Here is a 24,915-nt window from a genome sequence, read left to right as displayed (position 1 = left end):
GTAGAATCAATGAAAATTATAAAATCAGCAACTATAAATGATATAGATGCAAAAGAAGTAAATGTTGAATCAACATTTACAAAAGGACTTCCAAGTTTTACTATTGTAGGGCTTGTAAGTTCTGCTATAACTGAATCAAAGGATAGAGTAAAATCTGCCTTACTTACAAATGAGTTTAAATTTCCTCCTAAAAAGATAACTGTTAACTTAAGTCCAAGTGAAATAAAAAAAAGTGGTACGCACTTTGATTTGCCAGTTGCTTTGTTAATTTCTTTATATGAAGAAAAAAATATTAATTTTAAAGACTTTCATATCTTTGGTGAACTATCTTTAAATGGCGAAATTAAAGATAGTAGTTATATTTTTCCAATTATTTTATCTTTGGCAAAGCAGGGCTTATTAAAAAATATTTTAGTATGTGAGAATAGTGCAAAAAAGATATCAAAGATCCCTAATATAAATATATATTGTGTAAGAAATTTGATAGAAGCAATTGAGTTTTTTAAAAATGAAGATAAGAGTAGATTTTTATATAAAAAAGATGAATTGAAATATGAAAAAATAAATATCAATGGAAAAGAGTTTTATTTTTCAAATGAATATATTTTAGATTTTAAAGATATAAAAGGCCAAGAAAATGCTAAAAAAGCAGCTTTAATTTCAGCTGCAGGGAATCATAATATTTTATTTGAAGGTAGTCCTGGTTGTGGTAAAACTATGATATCAAAAAGATTACCATATATTATGAGTCCTATGAGTTTGGATGAAATATTGGATATTGCTAAGCTTCAAGCACTTGATTTAAAAGAGCCTGATTTTAAACCTTTAAGAGTTTTTAGGAGTCCTCATAATACAAGTACAAAAGCATCAATCATTGGAGGAACGGCTTTAGGAGAAATCGCATTAGCAAATAATGGAATTTTATTTTTTGATGAGTTACCACACTTTAGTCAATCTATACTTGAAGCCTTAAGAGAGCCATTAGAAGATTATAAATTATTAGTAAGTAGAGTAAATAAGAAAGTTTTGTATGATACTAAATTTTTATTTGTAAGTGCGATGAACCCTTGTCCTTGTGGAAATTTACTATCAGTTAAAAGTAATTGTAGATGTAATGAATTAGAAGTTAAAAGATATAAAAATAGATTATCAGAGCCTTTCTTAGATAGGATTGATTTATATATAGTAATGAATGAGACAAATTTAAATGAAATATCAACTTTTTCATCTAAAAGTATGCATTTACAAGTAATAGATGCTTTTAAAATGCAAGTTTTGAGAGGACAAAAAGAACTTAATGGAAAGTTATCTGATGAGGAAATAAGAAAATATTGTATTTTAGATGAAGAGTGTGAGAAAATATTAAATAAAGCAATTGAAAATTTCAATCTATCATTTAGAAGTATAAATAAAGTACTTAAAGTATCTAGAACTATTGCTGATTTAGAAGGTGTGGTAAATATTCAAAAGAGTCATTTATTGGAAGCTTTAAGTTATAGGAAAAGGTGATTAATTTAACTTAATCATCTTTTCTTATAAAAATTTAATAAGATTGTTCTACTTCTCTATTGATGTCTTCTTTCCATATTGCAAAAGATTCATCAAACAGAGTTGATTTTATATCAAGAGACTCTAATGCAAGCATTACAACAGTGCTTGCATATCCTGAACCACAAGATACTATTATTTTGTTTTTATACTCTTTAGGTGTTATAGTTTCAAATAGTGAATTTAATTCCTCTTTTTCTAGAAAAAGTCCTGTTTCTTTATCTAAAACAGTATTAAAAGCTGTGTTAATAGCTCCTGGAATATGTCCTGATCTTGAATCTTCTTCTTTACCATTATAGTTAGCAACTCCTCTTGCATCAAAAAGACAAGAGCTATCTTTTTCTTTTATAACATTTTCTAAAGATATACGTAATTCTTCTTTACATGAAGGTTCAAAAGAGCCTATAGAAGTTGCAGGAATCTCTTTTGAGATAGGAAGATTTTGTTCTTTCCAATATTTTAATCCCCCATCAAGAACATATACATTTTCAAACCCCCAGTATTTCATGGCCCACCAGACTCGTCCTGCAAACATATTAAAATAATCATCATATAATATAACTGTATCTTCTTTATTTATTCCAAGGTTTTTAAAAGACTCTTTTGCTTCATCTTTTGAACATATTTGAGCTATATTTGGGTCTTTATTTTGTTCTAAAAACTCTTTTCTCCAATCTAAAAACGCTGCACCTTTGATATGCTCTTTTTCATACTCTTCATACAAAGAACTTGGGTTTGAGCCCCAAATACCTCTAACATCAAAAACTTTCACTTCTTCTTTATCTAATAATTTATTTAATTCTTCTGCTTTAAAAATTGGTGATTTCTTTTCATTTTTTATCATATATTTTATTCCTTTATTAAAATTCTTTGTTCATATAACCATCTTTCTAAGACTTTTGATAAGTTTATATCTATATTGTTCTTTTCTATAAAGTTTTTGAAAAATGTTTTTGAATCTTCATAACTATTTTTAAGACAATATTTTACTAATCCTAATATTTCAACATTCTGAAAAAAATAGATTCCAAGGGGATTATCTTTTGTTACTACAACTTCTTTTGGTTCTATAAAACCATCTTTTACTATGCCATAGTTTTCTATACTTACAGTTTTTAACTCTTTGTCATTTTCTTTAGGCCAGTTTTGTCGTTGTTTCCAAAAATCTGTATCATATCTTTTTTCTAAACTGTAAAAATCTTTTCCTACATTTGAAAATTTCTCAAAAATATATTCGACTCTTTTTTTATAAAATCTTATTGCTACTTCTTTATTCTCCTTTTTATTTAAAATTGTATTTATAACATACGGAGCAATACTTGACATACTCATAGCTTGAAAGGCACCATTACCTGAAAGTGGATCAATACTTGATGCTGCATCACCTATTAATATCATCTTTTCATTTATTATATTTTTGTGGATTTTACTATATGAATCTCTTTTTACAATTTTTTTATCTACTTTTGCCTTTTCTAAACTCCATAAGTCTATATTACACTCTTCTAAATATGGTTTTAAATCTTCGAAAGTTTTTATTTTATGAGCTAAGGCTTCATCACAAGTAAATTGTATATATCCTTTATTTTCACCCACGTAAGCTTGCCATATCCAACCATTTTTTACTGAGTCTATTGAAGTTTTATTTTCAATGACATCATTTAATTCTAACTCTTGTAATAAAGAAAAACTTTTTGGCCCGTAGATATATTCATTTTTAAAAGGAGTAAATCTTCCTCTTGTATCAACTAGAAATTCAACTTCCAAGTCTTGAACCATAGACTCTTTTTTATATATGACTTTTACTTTCTCTTTTAGGTTAAAGGTCTCTAAAACTTTTGCTTTTATAATCTTTATATCATAAGTTCTTGCATCTTCTAACATACATTTGTCAAAATCGTCTCTGTTTACTACATACTCATAGTTTGCGTTGCTTTTTGTATTTGCCCAGTTTGAGTTTCTTGAAGATTGTTCCTTTAAAAGTTCAGAACTTTTTGCACAACCAATAAGTTTTAAACCATCTTTTGTTTTTTCACTAAATCCCTCGTAAGCTGTAAAAGCTCTTTCTTTATAGATTATAGTTACATCAAATCCAAGTTTTTTAAGCCCAATGGCAGTTGTTATTCCTGCAATTCCTGCTCCTATTACAGCTATTTTTTTAGTAGGGTTCATTTACTTTCCTTTTTGAAAACTCTTCTAGAATCTCCTCTTTTTTTAAGCCTTTTTGTAAAAGTTCACAAAACTCTTTTGTAAACTTTGCGACTGCTACACTTGATCCTGCTACTTCTTTTTTATTTGAAAAAGGGTTTGCGCCAAAGTATTCTTTGTTATTATCTAGTGAAACTACTTTTTCATCTTTGCACATTCCTTCAGAAGTTACTTTAATAACTCCCTCATATGAAGCAGGAAACACCTCTAGTTGGGAGCGTCTAGGATATGAAGACACTATGGTTACACCTTTTTTTATTAAAGCTTTACAGATTCTCTCTATCTCTTGATAGTTTTGTGAAACACCTAAACTTAGGTTTATTACATCAATATCTTTGTCTAAAAGATACTCCAAAGCATAATAGATATGAAGAGGTGTTGTTCTAAGTTCTTCATCAAATATTTGAATATCATAGATGTTTATATTTGAGTCTTTTATTATTGAGGTTATCACCTCTCCATGATTAAATTTTAATTCTTTTTGTTTAGTTATATTTGCTTCTAGGTTTTTATTTATATCTATTGCAATTTTTTCAAAAGTGCTTATTTTACTTCCACTATCTAATATGGCGACATTTATGTTTTTAGACATTGATTTACTCTTTTATATTTTTATTTTCGACTTTTAGAACTCTTGCATTTTTATAACAATCATGATGTGAGATTATGATTTTTGTTGACTCATTAAAGTTTTCATCTATTAAAGAATCAATAATCTCAACAAAGCCTTTATCTAAAGATGAAGTTGGCTCATCCATAACTACCACTGAAGGATTTTGTAAAATTAATCTTGCTATTGAAAGTCTTTGTTTTTGTCCTCCAGAAAGGTTTTTCCCATCCTCACTAAGTTGTGTTTCTAATCCATTTTCTAAAGTTTTATACCAAGATAAAAGACCAACTTTTTCAAGTGCATGTAATAAAATTGAATCATCACAAGATTTGTTGGCTATTAAAAGATTCTCTTTTAGGGTAGTTGATATTATTACAGGGTTTTGCTCAACTAAACCTATTGATGATTGTAAAGTTTTATTTTCTATCTCATCTATATTTTTATTGTCAAGTAAAATTTGACCGCTATTTGGTTCTAAATTGTTTAAAACTAAATCTATAAGTGTACTTTTTCCTATGCCATTATTTCCCAATAAAACTATCTTTTCTTTTGCTTTTATTTTTAAGTCTAGATTTTCAAATAGATTCATAGCATTTGGATATGAAAAGCTAAGATTTTTAAATTCTATATCAAAATTTTTTGGTAAATTATTTATCTTTTTTTCTTTTATATTTTTTGGAAGAATTTCATCGAGTCTATTTATACTTACTTTCAATTTTGGTATATTGTTAAGTATTCCCAAAACTGCATGCACGGGAGATAGAACCATTGAGAAATAACTTAAAAATGCAATTAATTGACCTATTGTAATATCTGCATTTATAACTTTTAAACCACCAAAGACTATTAAAGCTAATCTTGCAATAAGTGATATGATTATAGGTATCTGAGCAAATTTTATTTGTACAACTTGTTGTTTTAGTATTCTATTTTTATGAGCATCTTGAAGTGTATTTAAGTTTTCTTTTCTATCATCTATATTATTAAATTTCTTTAAAAAACTTGCATACCTAAATGACTCAATAATAAAGCTTCCTAAAAAGGCACTACTTTGTCTAACTTCTTTTGTTATGTCATGCATTTTTACATACATTGGTTTTAAAAGAAAAAACTCTATAGGAAACAATAAAAGGGCAAAAATAGCTAATGTCACATCAAAATAGAACATTATAAAAAGTGCCCCAATTAATCCAAAAACAGCAGAGAAAAGTGCAAAAATGGAGTCCACTCCAAATCTTTGAAGTTCACTTATATCACCTTCTAAACGTGAAAGTAAATCACCAACTCGATTTCTTTGAAAAAAGAGTTTTTTATTTAAAAATATCTTTTCAAAAATATCGATTCTAAGACTATATAAAATTTTGATTGAAAGTTTTGTATAGTTGTATTGTAAAAAAACAGAGAGAGCTATTGAAAAAATAGAGATAAAGGCTATGACAAATACAAGGTAAAAAAAGTTATCAATATTTTTTACAATTAAAGCGTCATCAATTAGCTTTTGCATTAACAATGGCTGAATAACTGCAATACCACTTGATATCATAGAGATACCAAGCAGTAAAACAACAGCTCTTTTTTCTTTTAATATATAAGATATTAAACTATTTAAAACTCTGTTTTTCATAATTATTTAGATCTAAATACCTGCATTGTTCCAATACCAACATCACCTTCAGGTAAAACAATAGTATTTAACTTCTCTAATGTTTCAGGATCATAAATAGCAATCTTATTTAAAGCAGCTCCTAGATATAGCTTAGAACCATCTGTTGAAAAGTTGATACAATAGTATGAGTGGTCTAAATCAACTCTTTTAATTACTTTTTGCTCTTTTCTATCGAACTTTGTAAGGTCTGTTAAAACTCCATATAAAAGGTTTGAATCATTTGGATGAGTCATTCCTGTAAACATAACAGTCTCTAAAGGTGCAAAATCACTAATCTCTATATTGTTAGTTTCTAAGTCAGTTCTAACTGCTCCCCATACATAATCTGCTGTATCAGGGTTTTGAGATGCATCTTTAAATTTTGCAGCAATATACATAATTAAAAATTCATTTGAATTCTTTCCAACAGGCCATAGAGCTAACATATCTGGTACAGAGTAGTTTTCTCTTTTCCAGTGTCTTAAATCAGCGGCAATTTCAATTTTTCCAGCATGTGGGTCTATTTTATAAAGATTTGCTCCTATAGCAAAGATAGTTCCATCTTTTGCAGTTGAAAGCATAGTAATTTGTCTTGGTGCTTTAAAACTTTTTATAGGTGAAGCATTAACTCCTGCATCTGTTTTATAAATACTAAAAATTGGATCCATTACTTCATAGCTATCAGAGTGTAATTTCACAGGGTTTGAAACTGTATATAACTCTTTACCATCATTGTTTATATTGAAGCTCATTACAGATCTAGCTTTTATTTTTTTCTCTTTACTAGAAAACTTTGCGCTAAATGTATTTTCACAAGTGTTCATATCATAACCATAAACAGCTCCCCATGCATCTTGAAGTACATATGCTGTATTTCCATCTGGTGACATGATTAGTCCAGCTGTACTATAATGACCTGCTAATTTACAAGTTTTATATAGTTTTTGTGTCTTAGAATCTACAATATGTAGCTCATTTTTCTTACTTACTACCGCAATATAGTCCCTATCTTTTTTCAAAGATAAGTCTTCCATTTTTGTTGTATTTGGCATAGGTTGCTTAGTTGAACAACCTGAAAAAACTATACCAAATAAAGTTATTGTTAAAATCAGTATTTTATTCATATTTGACCTTTCTTATTCCTCTATAGGGTATGTTGATGTTAATTGTTTCCAATCTTTCATTGCAGATGGAGAGTTCTGACTCCATTTAGAGTTACTCATAATATCTGGAATCTGTGTTGGCCACCAACAAGGGTCAGAACAACCATAAAGGTCTGCTTCCATTGGTTGACATAGTCCAGCTACCCCACCAAATGCATCCACTTCCCAACCTGGGTCAAATGTAGATGTACATCCAACAATACTTTGCATTGCCATTACTTCTTTTTGTGTTCCTTCTTTAATAGATTTATTTAATAAATCTGCTTTTGGATTTAAAGGTTTAAATAAGCCCATTTGTATCTCCTTTTTCTTCATTAAAATATTTGTCAAAAAACTCTGGATTGTCATTTCTGATTTTTGAATAAGTATAAAGCCCAAAATCAATCCAATCTCTCATAATATCGCAGTAATGTAATACTGCTTTTGATGGGTCATTATATTTTATGTAACTCTCGTGGTAACATCCACCTGCACATAAATTTCTAATATGACATGTTGAACAATCTCCATCATTTGTGTTTAATCTTTTTTCTATAAAGTTAGATAATTTAGGTTTATCAAGTCCAGTTTTTACATTTCCAAAATTTGGAAAATCACTCCCTGTAAACCTATGACAAAGATCAAAATCACCTTCATAACTAACTGATAAAAGACCAACACCAGCACCACATGGAAGTTTTTTCTTTCTTCCCGCGTGAATATCACCTACTATTCTATGAAGATTTGAGAATCCATTAAATTCGCCTTTACAAGCTGAATCAATATAAGCTTCTCCCATCTTTTTAAAGCCTTCAAATACATCTACAAGCTCTTTTTCACTTAAGTTAAAAATTGCATTATCACTTGCAGTCGCAGGTGCAAATCCAACTTCTGAGAAATTTAAGTCATTAAATAAGTGATCCCAGATTTCTTCAACTTGAGTTATTCCTCTTGTTAAAGTAACTCTTGCTCCAATAGGTCTGTTTTTATCATACATGCTAAGAAGAAGTTCAACTTTCTTTCTAACCATATCATAGCTTCCACTACCACTATTTGTTAATCTTGTTTTATTATGAATAGCCTTTGGCCCATCCATACTAATAGTAATTCCAAACTGATAGCTTTTTAGAAATGAGATAATCTCTTTTGTTAAAAGTGTTGCATTTGTAGTGATTGTAAAATCAACTTGTGCATCTTTTTCTTTGAAAAACTTAGTTGCATAAATAGTTACATCTTTAATCAACTCAAAATTACTTAAAGGCTCTCCACCAAAAAAAGTTACATTGTAAAGTTTCTGACCTGGTGCACCTTCATATAAATGCTCAATTGCTTGTGTCGCTGTTTCAAAAGTCATATTTCCACTATTGCTTAAAGTCTCTAAATCAGCTTTATAACAGTATGTACAACTTAAATTACATCCAGAAGCAATATTTAAAATCAAAGTAGTTGCAGGGAAATTTTTAACCTCTGTATATTTAAAAGGCTCTTCATTTCCAACAATATTTAATTTTTCTAATTCAACTATTTCTTCTTTTGAGAAACTCTCAATTTTTTTATTATCAAGTCTATTTATTAAACTTTCATTTGTTTCATCTAGTTCAAAAAGTGAAGAAGATGGAACATGGAATAATAAATTTGAATCACTATTTTTAATAACTCTAAAATTGTGATTATTTATTTTTAGTTCATTATTACTCATATTAATATCTCCTAATCAATTGGAGGATTTACCCACTTTTGAACAGTTACAATTAAATGAGAATCAGCTTCTAAAGTGTTAGCACCATCTTTATATGTTGCAATTATTTTTAAATTTCCAGCGTTGTTTGTTCCAAATCTTCTTTTTGGATTTGGTCCTGCAAATGATGGAGTAAATCTTCCACTATATGAATCCATATCACCAGTAAATTTAACATCTTCATCAACTTTTGCTCTATCATCAAATGGTAGAACATTCCATTTTGCATCTACTTTTCCTAAAGAGATATCATCAGAAGTTCCTAACTTTCCATCTTTTCCACTTAAGTATCCATGAGCTTCAAAAATTGCGTGTTGTTTTGCCATTTTTCCGCCACCATCACCAACTCTTGCAATTGCATATGTAGGATAAACTTTTAAAGTATCAATTTTTTTGTAAACAACCAAATCTTCATCAAATTTTGTTGAACCAACCATTAAATCAATTAGTTTTGAATCATATTTTGAAGATGCAGTCACATCTAAAACAATTTTTGATGAAGTTTTTTCAAGAATTTTATTTATAGAAAGTCCACTTGAAAGTTTTACATTTCCATTTAGGTTTGCACCAGTAATTGTTATAGTTTCAGAACTTCCAGCTTTAATTGATTTTGGATATACACCTAATATAGCCTTGTTAGTTCCTTGTTTAACACCTGTTAAAGTTGAGTGTTCTTCTGGGTGTAGAGTTTCAAACATACTTCCAGATAGTTTCCCTGTTTTTGAATCAAATGCAAAGACTTGTTTGTATTTAATATCATTAATTTTTAAAATAGCTCTCCACTCATAGCCACTATATATGTCAGAATATCCTTCTCCTTGGATTTTTCTTCCATCTATATAACTACCATCAATAGAGATTTTATATTTATCATTTGATTCTTTTGCAACTTTCATAGTTAAAGAAAAGTCGCCTTCACCTAATCTATGTCCATAAAAAGACCAAGAACCTTCAAAATCATTTTTTTCTAACTTAAACTTTTTATCATTGTTAAAATGTTTGTTTAAATAAGGTACAATTTCATTTTTTGCAATACCATACCAGTCTCTATCTCTTGCAAGTGATTGGTACTCAGTTGTAGGAAATTTTCCTAAGTGTAGATCAACTATCTTGCTCCACTCATCATTTGTTCTTCTTTGAAGTGTTCCCCTTGCAGCACTATGACATCTTGCACATACTTCAGTAAATTGAGCATCTAAGTTTGTTGACTCTTGATAGTTTGGTGTTTTTTCTAATATATATCTATAGTCTGTAGTCTCATCATAGTTTAGACCTTGAGTATCAGATAGATATTTTACAACCTTTTCATTTTCACTTTTTGTGAGTTTTAGACCGTGGTCTTCTTTCATCCTTTTTAGTGTCATCATCCATGCTTCAGGTGTTTTTCTTTGTTCAGAAACCCTGCTTAAACCAGATGTAGCACTTCCCGCGTGACATGCTGTACATTTAGTATTAATAATATTCTTTGCTTCTGTATAGTTTGTAGCGAACAAACTAGTTGAACTAATTAATATACCTATACTAAATTTCAATGCCGAATTTAAATAAGTAGTTTTCAAACTCTCTCCTTTTTCTTATTTAATCAAGATTGATTGCTGAAATTATAAAAATTAATAAAAAAAATAAATAGTAAAAAAACGACTTTTTTGTATATTTTTTAACACCTAAATATGTAAATAAAATCTAATAATTAATTTTTGTAAAAAAACGACATTTTTAATTTTATAAGCATATAAATCAACTTTTCTGTATTTATTTTAAACACTAATTTAAAAAATTAGCTATTAAATTAAATTATAATTAGAATATAAAGGAGTACTTATGATTAAATCAAAAATGTATCTCCCTCATGAAAAATTAAAAGAATGGATAAAGGTCTATTGGTTTTTAAAAGGAGAAAAAACTGATAGTTCATTTTTTTATGATCATAATTTAATGCCTGATGGCTGTACTACAGTATTACTTGTAATAGATGGAACTTTTAATTTAAATGATTACTATAAAGAGGGAAAAATCAAAAGAGGAGTATATGTAATTCCTCCATGTAAAATTAATAATAAATTAAAATTTAGTAATGATATTCATGTAATTGACATTCAATTTAACCCAAGTATTTTTTATAAGCTTTTTAAAACACCTGTCTCTTTATTAGAAGATAAAGTTTATACTTTAGATGAATTATCAATAAAGTTTGATAACTCAATATTAGAGCAAATATATAATCTTAAAACTGATTCAATAATTATGAACTTTTTAGATGTTTTTCTTTTTGATTTATTTAATAAAAACAATTTTCATGCCGATGATTTGATATTAAATATTAATCAACTTTATAGAAATGCCAATTTGAAATCATTTTTCAGTGAACAAAACTTATCTAAAAGACAAATAGAAAGAAATGTAAAGTCTCTTACTGGGTTAAGCCCTAAAGAGATACAAAAAGTTGCAAGATTTTATCAAGTCTTAGATACTATAAAATTTAACCAATATAATATAAACTTTACAAAACTCTCTTATGAGAATAACTTTTATGACCAATCTCACTTTACAAAAGAGTTTAAATCTTTTACGGGATTAACGCCTAGGAAGTTTATAAAAGAGATGGATATTTTTCCTCAATTTAAAGGATTATGTACTCTTTCAGATGAGATTACACTATAAACTAAAAACAATCAACTTGCATTATAGAAGAAGATAAGTAGCTTCATTTTGATATAATACACTTTTATATAGAATTTAAGGAATAAAATGAGTAGTAAGTGTGGTTATGTTTCAGTTGTAGGACGTCCTAATGCAGGGAAAAGTTCTCTTTTAAATTGGTTAGTTGGTGAAAAGATTGCGATGGTTTCACATAAAGCAAATGCGACAAGAAAGAGATCAAATATAATTGTAATGCATGATGATGACCAAATAGTATTTGTAGATACTCCAGGACTTCATGAAACAGAAAAATTACTTAACCAATTTATGTTAGATGAGGCTTTAAAGGCTATTGGTGATTGTGATTTAATTTTATTTTTAGCACCTGTTACAGATAAGTTAACACATTATGAAAATTTCTTAGAAAAGAATAAGAAAAATACAAAACACATTTTACTTCTTACAAAAATAGATAATGTATCGAATGATGAAGTACTAGCAAAAATGAAAGAGTACGAAGAGTATTCTGATAAATATCAAGCTGTTATTCCAGTATCTATTAAAAAACAGACAAAACAATCAAATATCCTAGATGTTGTAGTTCAACATCTTCCTGTTCATCCTTATTTATTTGATCCTGAAATTTTGACTACTGAGCATATGAGAGATATATTTAAAGAATTTATTAGAGAGTCGATTTTTGATAATATTTCAGATGAAATTCCTTATGAAACCGATGTTTTAATAAATAAAGTTGAAGAAAAAGATGATTTAGATGTTGTAAAAGCTACAATCATTGTTCAAAAAAGTACTCAAAAAGGTATGATAATTGGTAAAGGTGCCAGTGCAATAAAAAGAATAGGTAAAGATGCTAGACTAAAAATTGAAAAACTTACAGGTAGAAAATGTTACTTGGAATTATTTGTTTCTATCAAAAAAGGTTGGACAAAGAATAAACAAGGACTAAAAGAGTTAGGTTACGACGTAACATTTTAGTTAAATAATAGAAAAACTTATTAAATTAAACTATTTTTAAAGCTTTAAATAATAATATGCCTTATTATATTTTTTATTAAGGATTTATTATTGAAGTTTTTGAAATAAAAGTAAGTGAACCTATTTCTTCTAAATATATTGAAAAATTTCTACTTACAAATATAAAATCAAAGAATATAAGACTAAATCAAAAAACATATATTTATTACAATTTTATAGAGTATTTAACTTCTTACCAAGTTCTTATTTTTGAAATGAGTAATAACCTATTGCCAAAAGTTTTTAATATAAATTCTAAAAATGATGAATTGTTTTTATCAGATGATTATTTTATTTTGTACAGGGATAACAGACCTTTTTATTATAAAAAAATTGAAAATAATTTAGATATAAATGACTTGAAATTATTTATTAAAAATCATTTAGGTATTGAAAACATAAAAATATCATCATTAAAAAAAACTAATTTAAATCAGAATAAAAAAATAGATTTTAAACTGATAAAAGCAATAAAAAATCACCATTTTTTATACTATATAGCTTACTTATCTATTTTAGTGTTATTTCTTATTTATTTTTATATAAATATTGAGAGTAAAGATAAAAAAGATGATTTTACTAATTTTAAAACCAATATTGAAGATATAAAAAAAGATAAAACTTTTACTTATATATCAAAGGAGATTTTGCAAGTCTATGAAAATGGGAAGAGTAATAGTGTAAAAATAAAATCTATACTTTTTGAAAACTCTAAATTTTTTATGGTTTTAGAGTCTAAGAAAAAAGATGGAATATATAAGCTATTAGAAAGTATTAAAAATTGTTTGATTGAAGATATGAGATTTAATAAAGAAGAAAAAAAGTATGAAGCTGATGTTAGTTTTAAAATCCTTAGAAACTAATTTTAATAAACAATCAATAAAAACAAAAATAGAACTTATTGTTTTCCCCTTGATTATATTTATTTTAGTAGTTGTACTTAATAATGCCAATAATATGGTAAGTCCAAGGAATAATAACTTAGAAGTAAATATTTTAGATAGTGTAACAATGAAAAGTAAAATGGTAGATATTTTAAGTGATTTTGAAAATTTTCTAAAAGAGAAGGATATAGAATTAAATAAAATTTCAAATAGTAAAGAATCTTTGCAAATTGAAATTAATACAAATCTACGAAATCAACTTTTATTTATAAAGTTTGTGGAGGATTATAATAGTTTTTCAAAAATAAAATATATAAAAAAAGAATTTGATATTTTAAAAGTTGAAATTATCTTTGATAAGCTTTATGTAAAAGAGAGTTTTGATTTAGATTCAAATCTAATTGAGGTTCAGAATAATATAAATACAAATCTTAAACTTTTTGCAATAATTGATGATACTGTCTTAATAAATAATATATGGCTAAAAAAGGGTGATAATATAGATACTTTTAAATTGTTAGAGATTGATATAAATAGTGTTTATTTAAATAATGGACTTAGAACAATTGAATTAAAGATAGTTAAGAATGAAAATAATTAACAATATAATAGATTACAATTTTTTAAATAGTTTTGATATTAATAGATTAAGAGAATCTTTAGTAATCCCAATAAGAAATGATAGTATATATTTTATGTGTTTTGTTTGCAAAGAATCAGATATTTCTAGAATACATACGAATAGCCTCGTAAAAAGTTATAAACTTTCAAAAGAAGAAATACTTTTTTTTCTAAGTGATATAAATAATAGAGTAAATTTATTCAATCTAATTTTAAAATCAAAAAATGCAAAAGATATAAATCATACTTTCATAGAAGAATTTTTAGACATCTTAATAAAAAAATCTATAGATTCAAGAGCTAGTGATATTCATATAGAATCTTTAGAACCTTCGATGATAATTAGACTTAGAGTAGATGGTATTCTTAAAATATTTTACGTCTTTGAGAAGGATTTCTTTTTAGCTTTAAGTTCATATATAAAACTTATCTCTAGACTTGATATTACTCAAATAAGATTACCTCAAGATGGAAGATTTTCTAAAAACGTGGATGAAAAAGATTATGATTTTAGAGTTTCTATTATGCCTACAATTAATGGGGAATCAATAGTGATACGAGTTCTTGATAATATAAATATACAAAAGAATATTGAGGATTTAGGTTTTTCAAATCATTTATATAAAGAGTTCAAAGATATTGTAACTTTAAAAGATGGTTTAGTTTTAGTATCTGGACCAACAGGTAGTGGTAAAAGTACAACTCTTTATTCTCTTATTAAAAAGTTTGACTTTGAAACAAAAAAAATTATTACTATTGAAGATCCTGTTGAATATAAGTTATCTCAAGTTCAACAAATTTCTGTAAATGATGATATTGGTTTAGAGTTTAAAACTGTTTTAAAAAATATACTAAGACAAGATCCTGATATTATTTTAATAGGTGAAATTAGAGATAAGTATTCTTTGGATATTGCTCTTCAAGCGTCGCTTACTGGACATTTAGTATTAGCATCAATCCATGCAAATAGCAGTATTGAAACTCTTTCTAGGTTAATTGATTTAAAAGCAGATAGTTATCTTTTATCAACAACTTTAAGATATATAATTTCCCAAAGATTAGTTCTTAACATTTGTGAGCATTGTAATAAAGAAGGATGTGAAAAATGCAATTTCACAGGTTTTTTTGGTAGAAGTTCATTATGTGAAGTTCTTAATGTAGATGATTCAATTTCATCTATGATTTTTGAAAAAAAGAAAAAACATGAAATAACTAAATATTTAGAAAATACAAAGTTTATTAGTATGTTATCTGATGGTAAAGATAAAGTAAAAAAAGGTTTCACAACTATTGATGAAGTTTATAAAGTAGTAAATCATAATGAAATATAAAATTATATATCAAAAGAATGATAAAATTAAATCAAAGCTTATACAAACTCATAATCTTGAAAATGAAATTCTTCCAGAAAATATAATAGAGATAAAAAAGCAAAGTATATCTTTTAATGAACTTTTTGAACAGAGAAGAATAAGTGATAAAGAATTAAAGATGATTTTTTATGAATTATCTTTAATGTTAAATTCTAAGATATTGTTTGATGATGCCTTAAATATACTTATAAAAAATCAAAAGAATAATTTATCCAAAGAGTTTTTGGAAACTATAAAAAGTTCATTTTCAAACTCTATTGATATTGTAAAAAGTTTGGAAGAGTATAAAATAAATTTTTTAGTAAAGTCTTTTTTTAAGATTACCCAAGATAGTGGAAATACTGCTGAAAATATTAAGTCTTTAAGTAATTTAATCTCTGATGAATATGAAGTTAAAAGAGATTTCATAAAATTGATGATATATCCGATGGTTCTATTTTTTACTTTTTTCATCTCTTTATTTGGGATATTTAAATTTGTTGTTCCAAAATTTGAATTTATGTTTTCTCAAATTTCTTTTGAATTGTCCTTTGCTACAAAATCTTTATTTTTTGTAAAAGATTTGTATGAAAACTATTTTTTTGTAATTTTATGTTTGATACTTTTTACTTTCTTCTTATCAATTTTTATATATAAAAACAATTCTAAAATCAGGTATAAAATTGATAAATTATTAGTTGAAAACTTGTATATTTTTAGTAGTATTTATAAATTAAAAAATTTATATTTATATTTTACAGTTATTGATTTATTACTTAGTAGTAAATATGAGATTAATGAATCTATTTCAAGAGCAAAGGTTTTAATGAATAATAAATACCTTTTAGATAGAATTACGCAAATAGAAAACTTATTAAAAAGTGGTAGAAGTATTCATTGGGCATTTACTCAAGTAAATCTCTTTGATGATGTGGCATTAAGTTTAATAAGAACCGGTGAACTTACAAATTCATTGGATATAACTATTAAAGAGATAAAAAGCATATATAAGACAAGATTTGATGAAAAGTTAAAACTATTTTCTCAAATGATAGAACCTATATTTTTTATAATAATTACGAGCTTAATTGTATGGATAATTCTTGCAGTTTTTGTTCCTATTTGGAGTATGGGAGATATGTTAAAAGTTTAAGAGGAAAACTTATGGATAAAGAATTAAAATTTGAAGATTCTATTAAAAGTATTTTAGAGTATATTGGTGAAGATATAAATAGAGAAGGTTTAGAAAAAACTCCAAGTAGAGTTAGAAAAGCATTTGAGTTTATGTGTAGTGGATATAATAAAGATCCAAAAGAGATTATTAATCAAGCACTTTTTACAAGTTCAAATGATGAAATGGTAGTAATAAAAGATATTGAGTTTTATTCTATGTGTGAACATCATATGTTACCAATAATAGGTAAGGCACATATTGCATATATTCCAAATGGAAAAGTAGTTGGACTTTCAAAAATTCCTAGAATAGTTGATGTTTTTGCAAGAAGATTACAAATACAAGAGCAGATGACAGAACAAATTTGTGATGCATTACATGAAACTCTAAATCCTAAAGGTGTCGCAGTTATGATTGATGCAAGACATATGTGTATGGAGATGAGGGGTGTTGAAAAAATATGCTCTACAACAGTAACCTCTGCTTTAAGAGGATTATTTAAAAAAGAGAAAAAAACAAAAGATGAGTTTTTATCTATTGTAGCGCAGTCTTTACATAAATAAAAAACAATATTAAATTTTAAGTGGTAGTGTTATTGTAAATAATGCTCCACTATATTTTTTACCATCATATAAAAATTTACTATTTTCAACTTTTATTTTACCTTTCATGTGTTTGGTAATGAGTTCTTCACTCATATAAAGACCAATTCCTGTCCCTTGTGCTTGATGTTTTGTAGTAAAGTAGGGTTCGAATACTTTATCAATAATTTTACTTGAAATTCCTCCTGCATTGTCTTTTATTTGTATAGTTGCAGAGTATTCATCACTTGATACATCAACAAATATAAATCTATCCTTTATCTTTTTTTCATTGAATACATCTTTTGAGTTTGTAAATATATTGATTAAAACTTGTATTAAAGCATTGTTATAATTTAAAATTTGAAAATCTTCTATCTCTGAAATAAAATTGATTTTTTCTCCATCAAACTTATTTCCAATAATCATAATGATTTTTTCAAAAGTATGTTTAACTTTGAAAAATTCTTTTTTTTGATCAGGTTTAAAAAAACCTCTAAAATCATCTATTGTTTTAGATAAATGTTGTGCTGATTTATTTATCATATCCATAGATTCTGTAATAATTTCATTTGTTAAGATACCATGTTCATTTTGTAGCTTAATCCCTGTAGAGGCAGTAGATATTGTAGATAATGGTTGTCTCCATTGGTGTGCTATATTTTCTAAAATCTCACCCATTGCAGCCATTTTAGATTGTTGAATCATCATCTTTTCTTTTTCTTTTAATTCAGTTACATCTAATGCGGTTGCTATAATAGTTCTTTTTCCATTTTTTATTCCAAAAGGAGCAGTATTAAAATGCCAGCAAATTTTTTTATCATTTTTTGTCATTATTTGGAAAACACCTGCATCTACTATATCATCAACTGAATATAGTGAATTAATAATTTCCTTAACTTCTAAAGCTTTTTCTCCATAAGCTTTCCTTGTCCATTTTTCTATTGTGTCAATTTCTTTATATTTATAACCTGTTAATTCTTCGAAGATTTTATTTATCATAAGTATTTTGCCATCTTCATTAAATAGCATAGTTGGAGAAGCTAGAGAATTGAAAATTTTTTCAAGTTCATCTTTACTTTTTTCATGTTTTTTAGTTAGGAGTTTGATCATAAAATATATAAAAATAGAACTTATTATAATAAAAATCCAAGCTTTCATATCTTGTAAATTTGCAATTGTTTCTGGGTTTTTAGTAATTAAAAATAGAAGTTCATCAGAGAAAAGAAGCAATATCAAGCTAATTAGAAAATAAATTAATGAAATAAAAAAAGCTGATGAAGAATTCTTCATATGTTACCTTTATTATAAAATATAACTACATAATATATTTTAATAGTATATTTTAGTTACTTTATCTTGTGAGGTAACTTAATTATAAATTCAGCGCCAGTATAATTTTCTCCTTCGTAATTAAAGGTAATATTTTTAGCAGCTATTTCACCTTTTAAACTCTCTTTTACTATTCTATGTGTCATATAAAGACCTAGTCCTGTTCCTTGAGATTGATGTTTAGTTGTGAAATATGGATCGAAAATCTTATCAATTATATCAAGAGGTATTCCATTTGCATTATCTCTTATTGAAATTTGAATATATTTGTTTTCTATTTTTTTTGCATTAATGAAAATATATTTATTCTTAATTTTATTTTCTGTTAATGCATCTTTAGAGTTATTAACTATATTAATAATAATTTGAGTTAATTCATTTGGATAACTTTCTATTTCTAAGTTTTCTTCGATTTCTAACTCAATTTTAATTTCATTATGTTTTAGCATTCCTTTTAGTATTTCTAAGTCTGTATGGATATTGTCACTAAGTTTAAATACTCTTTTATCTTTATCTCCTTTTATAAAGTTTCTAAAGTCGTCAATTGTTTGAGAAAGATATTGAGTACTTTTAACTATACTATCAAGAGAACCGTTTAAATAATCATCATCAAGAGTATCAAATTCATTTTTTAATTTTATTCCACTAGCACTTGTAGATATTGCACTTAAAGGTTGTCTCCACTGGTGAGCAATGTTTCCAATCATTTCTCCCATTTCTGCCATTTTTGATTGTTGTAAAAGTGTATTATCTTGTTCTCTTAATTGTTTAACTTGCTCATCTACTTTATTTTTTAAAATGTTTGCATCTTGTTGTTCATTTTTTATTATAATTCTTATTATTAAATAAATTGCTATAAGAAATAAAATATATAAAATGATAGTGGTTTTTAAATCTCTATAAAAATTGTTATCAATTTTTTCTACAATATCTTTTTTTGTAACTTTAATACTAACAATTCCTCTTAAATCACCAATCTTATAGTTGTATGCATTGTCATATCTATCTCTAATTGTTTCTAATGCTTCAGTTTTTTTACCATGACATTTTAAACATGAATCTGTAATATATAAAGGTTGAGCATAATAAAATGTAGCATTTTCTTCTGCTTTAAAATATGATTCTTTATCAGAATTTTTATTGAAGAAATCTATAATATTCATTTCATTATTATTTGCTTTATTTTTGATATTTCTTGGTCTGTCAGATACTGTACGGATAGTAATTTTATCCCCTACAATTTTTGAAAAAGTACTTGATATAGCATCATTAGTCCTTACAGGTAATAAGTTAATTGTCTTTTCATCAATTTGTATATGTTTCTCTATAAAGATATTTTGGTAAGTTTCTCTAAATGATAGAAATAAAGCAGTAAGGGCTTTTGCTTCATCTTTGACTACCATATTTTTAAGTTCTTTTATATCTTTTATATCTAAGTAAAATTTTAAGCCGATAAGATTTATAGTTAATATTGCAAAGATTATAAAAATTTTTGTATATTTCTGCACACAGTCTCTTTAAATTAAGATTCTTAATTATATCTTAATTTAGTTATTATTGGAAGAGGTATAAGCTAATTATTAGACTTTTTGTTAAATTAAAGAAGAATTACTTTTGCAAGCATTAAGAAACTAAAAAATCCAACAATATCTGTAACCGTAGTTAATAGTACAGTACTTCCAATAGCTGGGTCAATATCAAATTTTTTTAATACCAATGGAATAGAAGCTCCAAAAAAACCTGCACTAAATAAATTTATAACCATTGACATTGCAATTACAAGACCAAGCATTGCAGTATTAAACCAAACCCAAGCTATTATCCCAATTAGAATTGCAAATAAAAGCCCATTAAATAAGGATATAAAAACTTCTTTTTTTATAGCATCTTTACTATTATCAAAGTCAATGTCTCCTAAAGCAAGCTGTCTTACCATTACTGCTAGTGTCTGAGTCCCTGCATTTCCACCCATAGAAGCAACTATAGGCATAAGAATTGCCAATGCTACATAAGATTCAATTGTTTCATCAAAAATTCCGATTACTAGGGATGCTAAAATGGCAGTTCCAAGGTTTAAAAATAACCATAAAGCCCTTTTTCTAGCAGTTGTAAAAAGATTATCTTCATGCTCAAAATCGTCATCAACCCCTGCTAATTGATACATTTGTTCTGTTGCATTTTCTTCAATTACATCTAAAATATCATCAGAAGTAATTCTTCCCATAAGCATATCTTGATAACCAATTACTGCAACAACACTCAGATCATATTTTTCAAACTGTTTTGCTACATCATCAATATCATCTTTATCTTGAACGACAAAAGGTTTAAAACGATTTTCTTCATGTGCATTTATTATTTGTTCATACGTTTTTTCAAAATCAAAAATAATTAAATCTTCTAATAAAATAGAAGCAATTAATCTATTATCTTCATTTACAATAAAAACTTGATGAATGTTTTCTAATTCATCTTCAGCTTTTCCTTTTTTTAATCTTGTAATTGATTCTTGAATTGTTTCATTTAAATTTGCAGAAAAAAGCTCAGTTTGCATATATGAACCAGCTTCGTCTTCTTCATATCTTTTTAGCCAATCAATTTCTTGCTGGTCTTCTTCTTCAAGACCTTCAAAAATCTCTTTTGCTTTTTCTTCATCTAATTCTTCAATTTCTTGAATGATATCTGTTGCATCATCTGATTCAAGCTCATCAACAGCATCTGTAAGTTTTTCAATAGAAAGCTCTTCATATACATCTTCTCTTAAGTTTTCTGGTAACTCAAGAATCACCTCTCCTAAAATATCTTCAGGAAGTTGTTTAATTACATGAAAAAAATCTTCTTCGCTTTTTTGTTCAATCTTTTTTAATGAATATGCTATATCACTAGGATGTAGTTCATTGATCTTCCCAAGAAGTTTAATAGGATCTTTTATAGCATTTTCATTTGGCATTATATATCTTTATTTGAATTTAGTTCACTTGTAGAAGTTAATCTATCAAGTCTTGTTGCACTTTTTCTATTCTCACTCTCTACTTCATTGTTAAGTTTATTTATTATAATTTTTGTATTTGCTAAGAAAGTTTTTTTATTCTTTCCTTTTAAACCTTTAGTTTCAGGTTTTCTAATTACTTTCATTGGATTTACAGCTCGACCATTTTTATATAATCCTAAATGTAAATGTGGACCTGAACTAAGTCCTGTATTTCCTACATAACCAATATGTTGACCTCTTTTAACTCTAGAACCTCTTTTTAATCCACCTCTAAATTTATTTTGATGAGCATAAAGTGTTTTGTATCCGTTTGGATGTCTTATGATAATTGTTTTACCATATCCTCCTCGTCTACCAATAAACTCTATTCTTCCGTCACCTGCTGCATAAATTTTTCTTCCTCTTGGTGCAGCAAAATCTGTTCCTAAATGAGCTCTATATCTTTTTAATACAGGATGCCATCTTTTTTTTGTAAAAGGACTAGAAATTCTTTTATATGTTAATGGTATCTTAAAAAAGTAAGTTTTGGTAAATGCTTTACCTTTTTCATCATAATATTTATCATCTTTTTCATTTTTTATTCTATAAAACTTCTTTCCTGAGATTTCTACCATTGCAGCTTTTATATCAGGTTGACCAAAAGGTTTACCTAATAAAGATTTTTGAGTATATTTTACTGCAATAAAATCATTCTTTTGCATTCTTCTAAAGTTTGCAGAAGCTTTAAACATAGCCTTTAAGTGCGCAGCTAATGCGGCTGAACCAGTGGCCTTTTGTAATTCGTCAGAAACAGATGTTTTAATTGGGATTGCAATAGTTTCAGTATATTCTTGATAACTAATAGGCATAGTTTTGAACTTATATTTGTCATCTGAGCCTTTGTAGATATGTAATTGTATCTCTTCAGAAACAGGTATTAATACTTGGTTTAAAGTACCATCTTCATTTTCCATAAGATAGTAGTATCTATCTGCTGTTATTTCAGAACAAAGTTCTTTATCTTCTTTCTCAAGCTCAAAATATAGACTTTGAGGAATTGAATATTTTTCAAGAAAAGTTAAAAATGTTTCCCCTTTAGGCCATTTTGTTTCTTGCACCATAGCTGAAAAAAGTGTTGTAACTGTAAAAATAAAAAGTATAATGATTTTTTTCACGATTCTTCTTTATATAAAAATTAGAGGATTTATTATACAATGCGCAACTTAAAGACAATATAAAAGATTAGGGGAATTAAGTGAAAAAAATTTTACTATTTTTAACAATAATTTCTAATATTATGCTTGCAGATTTAGTAGATATATATAGAAGTCAAGGTTTAGATGCTGTTAAAGAACAACTTGAAAAAGAGTTAACAACAAAGAATTACTGGGAAAAATACTTATCAGATAAAAATGTAGACTTTGGATATTATGAATCAAAGAAGTTTCTAATTTTAGCACAAAAAGGTGCAAAGGAAATTGCTTTATACAAAGTTGATAAAAAAAATCATAATTTAGTTTTAAGAGATAGTGTTATAGTTGGTGAAAAAGATGGAGATAAACAAGTTGAAGGTGATTTAAAAACTCCAGAAGGTGTATATGACTTAACAGAAAAACTGACAAAATTAGACCAATTTTATGGACCTCTAGCTCTAGTAACTTCATATCCAAATACTTTTGATAAAACATTAAATAAAAAAGGTCATGGAATTTGGATTCATGGAATGCCTTTAAATGAAGAACGAGAAGAATTTACAAAAGGTTGTATTGCATTAGATAATCCAAGATTAAAAGAATTAGATGAAAATATTGAGTTTAATAAATCAATATTGTTAATTTCAGATGAGAATTTTAGAAAAGCTTCAAGAGAAGACATTAGTATTATTTTATCTTCAATCTTTAAATGGAGAGAAGCATGGAAAGCTTCAGATATAAATAGTTATCTGAAATTTTATTCTAATTCATTTAAAAGACATGATGGTATGACAATAAATCAGTTTAAAGCATATAAAAAACGAATTTTTTCTAAAAAAGAAAAAAAGAAAATTAAATTTTCAAATATAAATATAACTCCTTATCCAAACTCTTTAAAGAAACAGATGTATAAAGTCGTAATGGACGAGGATTATAAAACAAAATATTACACTTTTGTTGGGAAAAAAGAACTTTATATTGAGTTAAAAAACAATAAGATTAAAATACTAGCAGAGGGATAAAATAATAAATAATATTTAAATCTTATTTTTATATGATATAATAAATTATATAAAAATGAGGGTTTGTTATGAGAATCTTAGTTTTAATTATTTTTTCCATTTCAACTATTTTTTCTTCTGAAATAAAAGTTGGAATTAGTGCTGCTTTTTCTGGTCCTGCTGAGAAGTTAGGAACAAATGTAAGAGATGGAATTCTCACTTACTTTAATAAAAACAATAAATCAAATACTAAACATAAATTCAAATTAATTGCCTATGATGATGGTTATGAACCAAAGGCTGCTGCAAAAAATATGCGAAAACTTATTGAAGAAGATAAAGTTTTAGCAGTATTAGGAAATGTAGGAACTCCTACTGCAAATGTTACTGTTCCTATTGCAAATGAAAAAAAGACTTTACTTTTTGGAGCATTTACAGGAGCAGGTGTTTTACGTAAAAATCCCCCAGAAAGATATATAATCAATTATCGTGCTTCTTATGCACAAGAAACTGCAAATATGATTAATGGATTACTTTCTATTGGTATAAAACCAAAAGAGATAGCACTTTTTACTCAAAATGATGGATATGGAAATGCAGGCTATTTTGGGGTAGTTAGGGCATTAAATAGTAGAGGTTTAAATCATAGTATTAAAAAAATCCAACATGGAAGATATACTAGAAATACTTTAAATGTAGAAGATGGTTTAAGTACAATTCTAGATAGTTTAGAAGATATAAAAGCAGTAATTATTGTGGGTGCTTATGCTCCTGCTGCAAAATTTATAAAGCTTGCAAAAGAAGATTTTCCAAATGCGTACTTTTTAAATGTATCTTTTGTTGGAAGTGAAGCTTTAAAAAATGCACTTGGAGAAGAAACTTCCAATGTAATCGTTACTCAAGTAGTTCCTTTTTATGAGTCAGATTTACCAATTGTAAAAGAGTATTTAATTGATTTAAAAGAGTATTTACCAAATGCAAAACCTAACTTTGTCTCTTTAGAAGGATATATTGTTGCAAAACTTTTTGCTTTGGCAGTAAATGATTTATCTTCAGAAAATATTTCGACAGAAAATATTATAAATAAAATTTTAAACATGAAAAATCTAGATATTGGAATAGGAAAGAAGTCTGATTTTAATAAAAATAAATATCAGTTCAGTGATATTATTTGGCCTACAATTATTAAAAATAATAAATTTGTAGAATTAAAATGGAATGAACTTAAATAGGTGTAGTT

General features: G+C 26.7%; 22 protein-coding genes. 10 read left to right on the top strand and 12 right to left on the bottom strand.

Annotation, left to right across the window (positions count from 1 at the left end):
- Window positions 1-9: 9 nt before the first annotated feature.
- Window positions 10-1,509 (top strand): YifB family Mg chelatase-like AAA ATPase, encoded by a 1,500-nt coding sequence (locus tag BT997_RS09570; protein ID WP_072681583.1) that lies wholly within the window; start codon window positions 10-12, stop codon window positions 1,507-1,509.
- 34 nt (window positions 1,510-1,543) lie between these two features.
- On the opposite strand, the gene BT997_RS09565 is transcribed toward BT997_RS09570, so the two are convergent.
- The 8 genes from BT997_RS09565 to peaA are packed head-to-tail and all read right to left on the bottom strand — an operon-like array spanning window position 1,544 to window position 10,450.
- On the bottom strand, window positions 1,544-2,392 hold the full coding sequence (locus BT997_RS09565; RefSeq protein ID WP_072681581.1) for a sulfurtransferase: 849 nt from the start codon (window positions 2,390-2,392) through the stop codon (window positions 1,544-1,546).
- A gap of 5 nt (window positions 2,393-2,397) precedes the next feature.
- Window positions 2,398-3,720: an NAD(P)/FAD-dependent oxidoreductase gene (locus tag BT997_RS09560; RefSeq protein ID WP_072681579.1), complete on the bottom strand. Its 1,323-nt coding sequence runs from the start codon at window positions 3,718-3,720 to the stop codon at window positions 2,398-2,400.
- On the bottom strand, window positions 3,707-4,348 hold the full coding sequence (locus BT997_RS09555) for a S8 family serine peptidase (RefSeq protein WP_072681578.1): 642 nt from the start codon (window positions 4,346-4,348) through the stop codon (window positions 3,707-3,709). Before BT997_RS09555 ends, BT997_RS09560 begins: the two co-directional genes overlap by 14 nt.
- A 4-nt stretch (window positions 4,349-4,352) precedes the next feature.
- On the bottom strand, window positions 4,353-5,990 hold the full coding sequence (locus BT997_RS09550) for an ABC transporter ATP-binding protein (protein WP_072681576.1): 1,638 nt from the start codon (window positions 5,988-5,990) through the stop codon (window positions 4,353-4,355).
- Between the two features lie 2 nt (window positions 5,991-5,992).
- Window positions 5,993-7,135, bottom strand: a complete 1,143-nt coding sequence (gene peaD / locus BT997_RS09545; protein WP_083568652.1) for a quinohemoprotein amine dehydrogenase subunit beta — start codon at window positions 7,133-7,135, stop codon at window positions 5,993-5,995.
- A 12-nt stretch (window positions 7,136-7,147) separates the two neighbouring features.
- Window positions 7,148-7,468: a quinohemoprotein amine dehydrogenase subunit gamma gene (gene qhpC / locus BT997_RS09540; RefSeq protein WP_072681574.1), complete on the bottom strand. Its 321-nt coding sequence runs from the start codon at window positions 7,466-7,468 to the stop codon at window positions 7,148-7,150.
- Window positions 7,455-8,852, bottom strand: coding sequence for a quinohemoprotein amine dehydrogenase maturation protein (peaB, locus tag BT997_RS09535; protein ID WP_072681573.1), 1,398 nt, complete (start codon window positions 8,850-8,852; stop codon window positions 7,455-7,457). Before peaB ends, qhpC begins: the two co-directional genes overlap by 14 nt.
- A gap of 11 nt (window positions 8,853-8,863) precedes the next feature.
- The gene (peaA, locus tag BT997_RS09530) at window positions 8,864-10,450 is read right to left on the bottom strand and encodes a quinohemoprotein amine dehydrogenase subunit alpha (protein ID WP_083568642.1); all 1,587 of its coding nucleotides are present in this window, start codon (window positions 10,448-10,450) and stop codon (window positions 8,864-8,866) included.
- Between the two features lie 262 nt (window positions 10,451-10,712).
- Here peaA and BT997_RS09525 point away from each other — a divergent pair, with 262 nt between their 5' ends.
- The 7 genes from BT997_RS09525 to folE all read left to right on the top strand — a co-directional run bounded on the left by BT997_RS09525 (window position 10,713) and on the right by folE (window position 17,160).
- Entirely contained in the window at window positions 10,713-11,552 is an 840-nt protein-coding gene (locus tag BT997_RS09525) for an AraC family transcriptional regulator (protein ID WP_072681571.1), read from the top strand.
- Window positions 11,553-11,639: 87 nt separating this feature from the next.
- Window positions 11,640-12,527: a GTPase Era gene (gene era / locus BT997_RS09520; protein ID WP_072681569.1), complete on the top strand. Its 888-nt coding sequence runs from the start codon at window positions 11,640-11,642 to the stop codon at window positions 12,525-12,527.
- A gap of 254 nt (window positions 12,528-12,781) precedes the next feature.
- Complete coding sequence (locus BT997_RS09515) at window positions 12,782-13,429, top strand: hypothetical protein (RefSeq protein ID WP_143145180.1); 648 nt, start codon at window positions 12,782-12,784, stop codon at window positions 13,427-13,429.
- The gene (locus BT997_RS09510; protein ID WP_143145179.1) at window positions 13,392-14,051 is read left to right on the top strand and encodes a hypothetical protein; all 660 of its coding nucleotides are present in this window, start codon (window positions 13,392-13,394) and stop codon (window positions 14,049-14,051) included. Before BT997_RS09515 ends, BT997_RS09510 begins: the two co-directional genes overlap by 38 nt.
- Complete coding sequence (locus BT997_RS09505; protein ID WP_072681563.1) at window positions 14,038-15,402, top strand: GspE/PulE family protein; 1,365 nt, start codon at window positions 14,038-14,040, stop codon at window positions 15,400-15,402. Before BT997_RS09510 ends, BT997_RS09505 begins: the two co-directional genes overlap by 14 nt.
- Window positions 15,392-16,576 carry a type II secretion system F family protein gene (locus tag BT997_RS09500; RefSeq protein ID WP_083568640.1) on the top strand — a complete coding sequence of 395 codons (1,185 nt, stop codon included), beginning with the start codon at window positions 15,392-15,394 and terminating at the stop codon, window positions 16,574-16,576. Before BT997_RS09505 ends, BT997_RS09500 begins: the two co-directional genes overlap by 11 nt.
- A gap of 11 nt (window positions 16,577-16,587) precedes the next feature.
- Entirely contained in the window at window positions 16,588-17,160 is a 573-nt protein-coding gene (gene folE, locus BT997_RS09495) for a GTP cyclohydrolase I FolE (protein ID WP_072681684.1), read from the top strand.
- Between the two features lie 9 nt (window positions 17,161-17,169).
- Here folE and BT997_RS09490 read toward each other — a convergent pair whose 3' ends face one another.
- The 4 genes from BT997_RS09490 to BT997_RS09475 form a co-directional block, all read right to left on the bottom strand.
- Entirely contained in the window at window positions 17,170-18,471 is a 1,302-nt protein-coding gene (locus BT997_RS09490; protein WP_072681560.1) for a PAS domain-containing sensor histidine kinase, read from the bottom strand.
- Between the two features lie 56 nt (window positions 18,472-18,527).
- Window positions 18,528-20,018, bottom strand: coding sequence for a DUF3365 domain-containing protein (locus tag BT997_RS09485; RefSeq protein WP_072681558.1), 1,491 nt, complete (start codon window positions 20,016-20,018; stop codon window positions 18,528-18,530).
- 89 nt (window positions 20,019-20,107) lie between these two features.
- Window positions 20,108-21,460, bottom strand: coding sequence for a magnesium transporter (gene mgtE / locus BT997_RS09480; protein WP_072681556.1), 1,353 nt, complete (start codon window positions 21,458-21,460; stop codon window positions 20,108-20,110).
- Window positions 21,460-22,656, bottom strand: coding sequence for a peptidoglycan DD-metalloendopeptidase family protein (locus BT997_RS09475; RefSeq protein WP_072681555.1), 1,197 nt, complete (start codon window positions 22,654-22,656; stop codon window positions 21,460-21,462). Before BT997_RS09475 ends, mgtE begins: the two co-directional genes overlap by 1 nt.
- 80 nt (window positions 22,657-22,736) lie before the next feature.
- Between BT997_RS09475 and BT997_RS09470 the strand changes: the two genes are divergently transcribed.
- The gene (locus BT997_RS09470; RefSeq protein ID WP_072681554.1) at window positions 22,737-23,696 is read left to right on the top strand and encodes a murein L,D-transpeptidase family protein; all 960 of its coding nucleotides are present in this window, start codon (window positions 22,737-22,739) and stop codon (window positions 23,694-23,696) included.
- Between the two features lie 68 nt (window positions 23,697-23,764).
- Window positions 23,765-24,907, top strand: a complete 1,143-nt coding sequence (locus BT997_RS09465) for an ABC transporter substrate-binding protein (RefSeq protein WP_072681553.1) — start codon at window positions 23,765-23,767, stop codon at window positions 24,905-24,907.
- The last annotated feature ends 8 nt before the right edge of the window (window positions 24,908-24,915 follow it).

Source organism: Arcobacter sp. LA11, assembly GCF_001895145.1.
Lineage (GTDB): Bacteria > Campylobacterota > Campylobacteria > Campylobacterales > Arcobacteraceae > Halarcobacter.
This window is presented reverse-complemented; position numbering and strand designations above follow the sequence as displayed.